This is a genomic window from Pantoea sp. SIMBA_079 (assembly GCF_046940275.1).
GTDB lineage: Bacteria > Pseudomonadota > Gammaproteobacteria > Enterobacterales > Enterobacteriaceae > Pantoea > Pantoea borealis.
The window spans coordinates 1-229 of sequence record NZ_JAWRYR010001023.1; the positions used below are offsets into that span (position 1 = coordinate 1).

The window sequence follows — 229 nt, forward strand, 5'->3', positions numbered from 1 at the left end:
GCAGGAGCACCCGCGAGCGCAGCATGTTGCGATGCGAGGACAGAAGGTCAGGTATGACCAACCATTCGTCGCGCCAGACGGCACCTTGATCATGTATCCGCATGCTCCAGGCATTCCGGCCCGGCACAAGATCGGATGCAAGTGCGTGGCCGAATACAAGATCGATTTCGTCGCTCAGTTGGTGGAATAATGGCCAGGTCTTTTGCCGCAACCGTCGGGCAGTGGGCCG

General features: G+C 59.4%; 1 protein-coding gene. It reads left to right on the forward strand.

The features are described from left to right. Positions 1-190, forward strand: a 190-nt coding sequence (locus tag SB719_RS23010; RefSeq protein ID WP_412160168.1) for a hypothetical protein, incomplete at its 5' end; no start/stop codon positions are given. Positions 191-229: the final 39 nt, after the last annotated feature.